At 56.5% G+C, this 5,445-nt stretch carries 5 protein-coding genes; 2 read left to right on the top strand and 3 right to left on the bottom strand.

Annotated elements, in window-relative coordinates; translation table 11 throughout:
* Window positions 1–176, top strand: a 176-nt coding sequence (locus FS320_RS37020; RefSeq protein WP_192926244.1) for a transposase, incomplete at its 5' end; no start/stop codon positions are given.
* 171 nt (window positions 177–347) lie between these two features.
* On the opposite strand, the gene FS320_RS37015 is transcribed toward FS320_RS37020, so the two are convergent.
* Together FS320_RS37015 and FS320_RS48895 are read right to left on the bottom strand one after the other, a co-directional pair.
* Window positions 348–1,274, bottom strand: a complete 927-nt coding sequence (locus FS320_RS37015) for a DUF707 domain-containing protein (RefSeq protein WP_152717306.1) — start codon at window positions 1,272–1,274, stop codon at window positions 348–350.
* 470 nt (window positions 1,275–1,744) lie between these two features.
* Complete coding sequence (locus tag FS320_RS48895; RefSeq protein WP_244627626.1) at window positions 1,745–2,005, bottom strand: hypothetical protein; 261 nt, start codon at window positions 2,003–2,005, stop codon at window positions 1,745–1,747.
* Between the two features lie 692 nt (window positions 2,006–2,697).
* Between FS320_RS48895 and FS320_RS37005 the strand changes: the two genes are divergently transcribed.
* Window positions 2,698–3,783: an acyltransferase family protein gene (locus tag FS320_RS37005; RefSeq protein ID WP_152717304.1), complete on the top strand. Its 1,086-nt coding sequence runs from the start codon at window positions 2,698–2,700 to the stop codon at window positions 3,781–3,783.
* 12 nt (window positions 3,784–3,795) lie between these two features.
* Here the strand turns inward: FS320_RS37005 and FS320_RS37000 are convergent, their stop codons facing one another.
* A complete protein-coding gene (locus tag FS320_RS37000; protein ID WP_152717303.1) occupies window positions 3,796–5,070 on the bottom strand; it encodes an IS256 family transposase in 1,275 nt (424 codons plus the stop codon).
* Window positions 5,071–5,445 lie beyond the last annotated feature (375 nt).

The following is a 5,445-nucleotide window of genomic DNA, read 5'->3' as shown; positions in this document are numbered from 1 at the left end:
ATCTCGCCCGGGCGGAGTTCGCAACGCTGCGGTTGCGCCTGCTCAAGATCGCCGTGCGGGTGCAGGAAACCACCAGCCGCATCCGACTGGCCTTTGCCTCGTGCTGTCCGGAAGCGGATCTCGTCCGGCGTCTTGCGAGCGCTCTGGCACCCCAGCCCCGGGCGGCCTCGCCCTGAGCGCCGGGGCTGCCATCGCCCCGGTCATCCCATCCCGTCCCTGCCAACGCGTTCCCCACGTTCCAGACCTTGCCGCGGTGAAAGAAACGCAGCGGATCGGCACGCCCGCGCTACCAAATAGGCCCCGAAACAAACTCTGGTGAATAGGAACGGCTAGAGGACTCTCCTAAGTCATTCACAAGTGCACCAACGTTCCGCCTCACTGCCGCTCACAGGACGAAGCCGTTCTGGTCGATATCCATAATACGATATGATGCGCAGTATTGTTGCTGCACCCATGCGTGCTGTGGCGTAAGGTAATTTTGATCGAGACGCCGCTGCTAGAAGGCCTAATCCATTACGGATTCGCGCTTCCGCGTCGCTGACAGCGCGGCCATCACGAAGGATGCCGCCATAAATCAGCATAGCTTTCGGTGCATTGTCAAAACACGAAAGTATATTACTAACTTCTATGCTAGGATCGATCTTGTGTTCGCTGAAAGCTGAATACAGAGGTCCAGTGTAGAGCGGACGCGTGTGTTTCATGGACACTTCATCGATCACTGCAGCGCAGAATGTCGGGTCTTTCATAAGCAGTGCCCATATTAGATCAGTACCCCAACCCGTAAAGTGCCGCTCAAAAATCGGAAGAATTTGCCGCAAGTACGAAGATTTGATACAACAGGCCATAGATTCAATGAAATTTGTGTACCGCAACCGGAATTGCTTGGATTGTAGCAATATCGGATAGCTGATGTAGCTATCGAGCGACAGCGACGGTTGCGCAATCGTCAGATCGTGCTCAACAACAATCTCAAAGACTCTATTGATGTCATCGGCACTCATAATAACATCATCGTCTGGAAGCATGACATATTCATATAGGTCAAGCAGTTCGGGATTAGAACTGAAGTAGCGAAAGATGCTGTCCCACTTCGTGCCTCGATCGACGACGAGTGGGAGGTCGCCATTCTGTATCCGAGATAGATCATGACCATAGGCATTTAACTGAAGATCCCAACTTCGTTCGCTTGAACCTTCGGCAATCCAATTATCATGTAGTGATTTATCGCCAACGCGACCAACTACGAGGAAGCGGCGCCGCGATTTTATGCTCATTCCTGTCTCCAGCCTAATATCTGAACCATTCTCACGCGAGGGCGACCAGATTCTGGAGAACAAGCCCAGCGAAGCCACATATATAAGGGAAAAAAGTACATTCCTACAATGGTCTCAGCCAAATTTTCCAGTATGTCGGCAACGTCGAAAGTATTGCATCCCAATGGAGTGGAGCAATTATTCGGATGGAACAATGAGGATACCACTGTCAGCCTAACCCATAATGGTAGTACATGGGTCGAAACTCAGTTCGGGAGCGAGAGCTATCAATCTAAAAGATGAGGCGGCTCAGTTTGTTTGAATAGCGTTTTCGGCTAGCTACGTGGAGCTTCTGCCGAGGTTAGGCCGGTCCAGGGAATTGCCGGCTCAGGTTCGCCTCGGCGGGCATTGCGTGATCCCCTAATGGCCAAGGGGCGGTGTTGATGGAGTTCAGCATGGCCGGGCTTTCAATCTGTCACCACTACTCGCCCTCAGACCTGCGCCAGTGAGCGGTCCATGAATAGCTTTGCCGGGCTGCTCTTCGATTCCTTACCATAGCCCATGCGCTCGAAGGCATGAACCAGGCGGAAGCCGCTCGGCTCGTCGGGGTGTGCCGCCAGACCCTGCACGATGCCGTCCAACATATCGATACCGAAGATCCTGAGGGTCTGCACGACCGCGCTGGGTCTTAATCGGAGCGCGACGGAGGGAGCAGTTGGCGTCTGGTCGATCTGTACGCGTAAGTCCAGCAAACAAACTGCATGAGCTGCAGCCAATGGGGGCTCTTCTGCCTACAAAAGCGCCTTGGTCTCTCCCGCCGGAGGACCCGGCCCTCGCACCCAAGGCGCGATCCGTTCGTGCGGACGGCCTTCAAAAAGGACCTCCATCACAGCTGCGCTAACAGCAATTGCGAGGCACGATCGGAGAGATTTGCTTTAAACCACCCTCGAGGAGTTACGTTGCCCGATCAAGCACCATCTCACGCTGCACCGGATTGACTGGGAGCAAAGAGCGGTGCTTCCACAGCCTCAAAAATTGAGCAGGATATGTCCGGGGTCGTGTGTCAACTGCACTGTTGATGATAGATGGACGCTAGCGGGCGGCAACCGACGAGGCCACCGAAAAAAACGCGCTACCAGATTGGAGGTGGCACCTATGCTGGGGTTGTTCCGTTCCATAAGAGTGTGCAGGGTATAAGACAGCGACGTAGGACATGAGCCAATGAACAGAGTCTATCTCGCCCTTCGCCGGAGACGTTCTTTTCCATAGGTCGGCTTGCCCGCAGGATTGACGTTGCTTGCCCGCGCGAGCCTTCCTGCGCATCTGGGGCGTCGAGCGCGACTCATGAGCTTGGCGCAGCTACGCGTACATGAGTAATGCTGCGACCAATCACCCAACCTTTGACTGCACAGTGCAGGCGCACTGAGCAACGAGGTCGGTGCGCATGCAAAACACTACCATTAAATCTGAAGCCAGCTCTCTACCTGCCTTCTCAGAAGGTCTCGCTAGCTTACGTGGACTGGCAGCAGCTATGGTCGTTGTCTTCCACGCCCTGCTGGTATTTCGGGTGAATGACCACAACGATGTATTTAAGCTCCCACTGAACATGGATGCTGGATGGCTCATCGTCCAGCACATTCTGATTTCGATCTTCAATGGTACTGCAGCGGTTGTTCTGTTTTTTGTGTTGAGCGGAACAGTTCTGACGCTATCGCTAGCGCGGGCTGGAGATCTCCGAAGACAAGAAATTGTTGCCTTCTACATCCGTCGCGCATTTCGTCTGCTTCCTCTTCTTGGTGCAGTGACTCTCGCCTCTACGTTAGCGTACTATTTATACTTTGAAGAGGTGGAGTTTGTCGAAGCAACAAGCTGGATGAATGGGTACTATAAAAGCGATCCAGGGTTGAAGGAGATCCTGCTCAATGCCGCCGGCTGGAGCCATAGCCTGAACCCCCCAGCCTGGTCGATAAGGATCGAAATCGCCGCGTCAGTGGCTTTCCCAGCTCTGTATTGGATGAGCACCCGCACTCTGCCAGTTGTAACCACAGGTGCTCTGGTGCTGCTCGTGGTGATGCTCGTTCCAGGGTTGTCGGCCGGGCATCTCGACACGTTCCTTTTTGCCTTTTATCTCGGCAGCCTGATCCCACGATGGAGCGGGGCTCCCACGCAGGTGTTCCTCCGTCTTCGTGCCCCTGCACGGGTCGTCATTACCTGCATGGTTCTTGTTGTTATGGCGGGAGCTGAACGCCTCTACACTCCGACTAACTTGTACGATTCAAGAACTGTCCTGATTGTAACGCTGTGCGCCGCGTTTCTGGTTGCTGTTGCATATCACAACCCGCGAGCTGGGGTACTCCGCCGGCCCGTCCTCGTCTTTTTGGGCGAGATATCTTACGGCCTCTACCTCATTCACATGCTCGTGCTGTTCATGTTGGCACATGCCATCACACCTTTGATCGCCTCTCCCGTTCCAGGGGAGGCACTTGCATTGAACATCGGGCTTGGGGGAGATAGCGCCAGATTTTGGTGACGGCCTGATGGATCAGGCGGCGGGTTGAGTTTGAGATCCGGATTGCGAAGCACCAACCTCAAGGCCATCAGCAAACTTCACACCTCGGATCAACTTTGGCAACTGGTTGGGGCCATCGAGCCGGCGCCAGCTTTTCTGGGCGCTCTCGACCAGCTTGAAGACCATGGCCAAGGCAGTCTGGTTCGACAGGCATCCCTTGGAGCGGATGGTTCGGTGCCGCACGGTCGCAAAGGTACTTTCAATCGGGTTCGTCGTTCGTAAGTGCTTCCAGTGCTCGGCCGGGAAGTCATAGAAGGCCAGCAGCGCATCGCGATCCTTCGTCAGGCAGTCCACGGCTTTCTCATACTTGATGCGGTAGGTTTCCCTGAAGGCGTCGAAGGCCCCTATGGCATCCTTCTTCGTCTCGGCCATCCAGATGTCCTGCAGCGCGGATTTGGCCTTGGCATGAAGGCTCTTGGGAAGCCGGTTGAGGACATTGGCCGTCTTGTGCACCCAGCACCGTTGCTCGCGCGTGGTCGGCCACACCTCGCCGAGCGCTTTCCAGAAGCCAAGAGCCCCATCCGCCACAGCGATCTCGGGCGCAACCGAGAGGCCCCGCCGTTTCAGATCCAGCAGCAGGTCGCGCCACGAGTGTGCGCTCTCACGCATCCCGTCAGTGAAGCCCACCAGCTCCTTTTTGCCTTCCGGCGTCGCCCCGATGAGAACCAGGATGCATTGGGCCTGATCTTCGAGGCGGGCTTCCAGGTGGATGCCGTCGGCCCACAGGTAGACATAGCGCTTGGCTGAGAGATCGCGCTTTCGCCAGTGAGCATGGTCCTCGGACCAGACTTGCTTCAGACGCGCAATGGTGGAACTCGACAATCCGGGCGCCTCCTGGCCGACCAGAGCCGAGAGGGCTTCAGCAAAGTCGCCGGTGGAGATGCCTTTGAGGTACAAGATCGGGATGAGCACCTCCAGGCTCTTCGAGCGCCGGGCACAGGGCGGCAGGATCGAGGGCTGGAACCGAACCCGCTCGGCCGGGGCCGCCTGACGGTCGCGCACGCGGGGCTGGCGGACCGCGACCAAGCCAATGCCGGTCATCACCTCACGCTCCGGCAGATGCCCGTGGCGCACGATGCGCTGCAGCCCATTCGCGGTTTTGAGCGTGGCGTGCTGAGCGAGGAAATCGGCAACCTCGGCCTCGATGGCCTGCGCCAGCAAGGCGCGGGCGCCCTCGCGCAGGATATCGGTCAGAGAATCGGTAAAGCTGTCTGGCTGGGCGAGCTTGAAGACGTTATGATCAGACAAGGCGTATCACTCCTTTGGTGGAGAAGTGGAGGCTCGAACACCCCCACGATACGCCGCTTCATCCCGTCAGACCGTCTCCAACTTTTGGCGCTACCTCGTTCTGTATGAGAGCCGGTTCTCCGCCTCGCATTTGGAATGGCTCAACAGTTAAGGCAGGCACGCTACAAGTCCAGCTTCGCACCTGGTCCGTATCCCAGGCATCAGAAGAACCACCTTCAGCAATCAGGTCGAAACTCTTGACTGCCTAGCCGATCGTATTCACCTGCGCTGGTTGCGATGACCTGACTTGCGGCTTGGGCGAGCCAATCTGTTGCGCCTTTTTCATCGCGGCGAGGTTTGGAACGTCGGAACGCGTTGGCGGAGAAGACATGGGGT

This window comes from Microvirga tunisiensis, from assembly GCF_009296175.1.
Classification (GTDB): Bacteria; Pseudomonadota; Alphaproteobacteria; order Rhizobiales; family Beijerinckiaceae; genus Microvirga; species Microvirga tunisiensis.
Note: the sequence above shows the minus strand (reverse complement) of the source record. Positions and strands in the feature narration are given on the sequence as shown.

Excerpts from the sequence above, each read along its gene's own strand:
- FS320_RS37015 (WP_152717306.1), bottom strand. The coding sequence starts at position 1,274 with ATGAGCATAAAATCGCGGCGCCGCTTCCTCGTAGTTGGTCGCGTTGGC.
- FS320_RS37005 (WP_152717304.1), top strand. The coding sequence starts at position 2,698 with ATGCAAAACACTACCATTAAATCTGAAGCCAGCTCTCTACCTGCCTTC.